1 pseudogene is annotated in these 1861 nt (G+C 64.1%); it reads right to left on the reverse strand.

What is annotated here, in order from left to right:
* Window positions 1-1861: pseudogene (locus tag U4Z64_RS37190) on the reverse strand (hemagglutinin); the annotation flags it as partial.

Genomic DNA, 1861 nt, shown 5'->3' on the forward strand with positions numbered 1-1861 from the left:
CGTGGACAACGAGCTGATCGAGCTGGTTGCCGACGAGAGGCCAGTCGACGTCGACGTCGACAGCGAAGCCACCGAGCTATCGGTCGAGCTCAGGCCCGTCGACAACGAGCTGATACCCGTCGAGGTCGACGTGGACAGCGAGCTGATCGAGCTGTTAGCCGACGACAGGCCCGTCGACGTGGAGGTCGACAGCGAAGCGACCGAGCTATCGGTCGAGCTCAGGCCCGTCGACAGCGAGCTGATGCCCGTCGAGGTCGAGGTGGACAGCGAGCCGATCGAGCTGTTAGCCGACGACAGGCCGGTCGACGTCGAAGTCGAGAGCGAAGCCACCGAGCTATCGGTCGAGCTCAGACCGGTCGACAGCGAGCTGATACCCGTCGAAGTCGACGTGGACAGCGACGAAATCGAGCTGGTCGCCGAGGACAAGCCGGTCGACGTGGAAGTCGACAGCGAAGCGACCGAGCTATCGGTCGAGCTCAGGCCGGTCGACAACGAGCTGATGCCGGTCGAGGTCGAGGTGGACAGCGAGCCGATCGAGCTGGTTGCCGACGACAAGCCGGTCGACGTGGACGTCGACAGCGAAGCCACTGAGCTATCGGTCGAGCTCAGGCCGGTCGACAACGAGCTGATGCCGGTCGAGGTCGACGTGGACAGCGAACTGATCGAGCTGGTCGCCGACGAGAGGCCAGTCGACGTCGACGTCGACAGCGAAGCCACCGAGCTATCGGTCGAGCTGAGGCCGGTCGACAGCGAGCTGATCCCTGTCGAAGTCGAAGTGGACAACGAGCCGATCGAGCTGTTAGCCGAGGACAGGCCAGTCGACGTGGAGGTCGACAGCGAAGCGACCGAGCTATCGGTCGAGCTCAGGCCGGTCGACAGCGAGCTGATACCCGTCGAGGTCGAGGTGGACAGCGAGCCGATCGAGCTGGTTGCCGACGAGAGGCCAGTCGACGTCGACGTCGACAGCGAAGCCACCGAGCTATCGGTCGAGCTCAGGCCGGTCGACAACGAGCTGATGCCGGTCGAGGTCGACGTGGACAGCGAACTGATCGAGCTGGTCGCCGACGAGAGGCCGGTCGACGTGGAGGTCGACAGCGAAGCGACCGAGCTATCGGTCGAGCTCAGGCCCGTCGACAACGAGCTGATACCCGTCGAGGTCGACGTGGACAACGAGCTGATCGAACTGTTAGCCGACGACAGGCCGGTCGAGGTCGAGGTGGACAGCGACGAAATCGAGCTGGTTGCCGACGAGAGGCCAGTCGACGTCGACGTCGACAGCGAAGCGACCGAGCTATCGGTCGAACTCAGGCCCGTCGACAGCGAGCTGATGCCGGTCGAAGTCGACGTGGACAACGAGCTGATCGAGCTGTTAGCCGACGAGAGGCCAGTCGACGTGGAGGTCGACAGCGAAGCGACCGAGCTATCGGTCGAGCTCAGGCCGGTCGACAGCGAGCTGATACCCGTCGAGGTCGACGTGGACAACGAGCTGATCGAACTGTTAGCCGACGACAGGCCGGTCGACGTGGAAGTCGACAGCGAAGCGACCGAGCTATCGGTCGAGCTGAGGCCCGTCGACAACGAGCTGATCCCCGTCGAAGTCGAAGTGGACAATGAGCCGATCGAGCTGTTAGCCGAGGACAGGCCAGTCGACGTGGAGGTTGACAGCGAAGCGACCGAGCTATCGGTCGAGCTGAGGCCCGTCGACAGCGAGCTGATCCCCGTCGAAGTCGAAGTGGACAGCGAGCCGATCGAGCTGGTTGCCGACGAGAGGCCAGTCGACGTGGAGGTCGACAGCGAGGCGACCGAGCTATCGGTCGAGCTCAGGCCCGTCGACAGCGAGCTGATACCGGTCGAAGTCGAG

Origin of the sequence: Burkholderia sp. BCC1996 (assembly GCF_905339955.1) — a bacterium.
Lineage (GTDB): Bacteria > Pseudomonadota > Gammaproteobacteria > Burkholderiales > Burkholderiaceae > Burkholderia.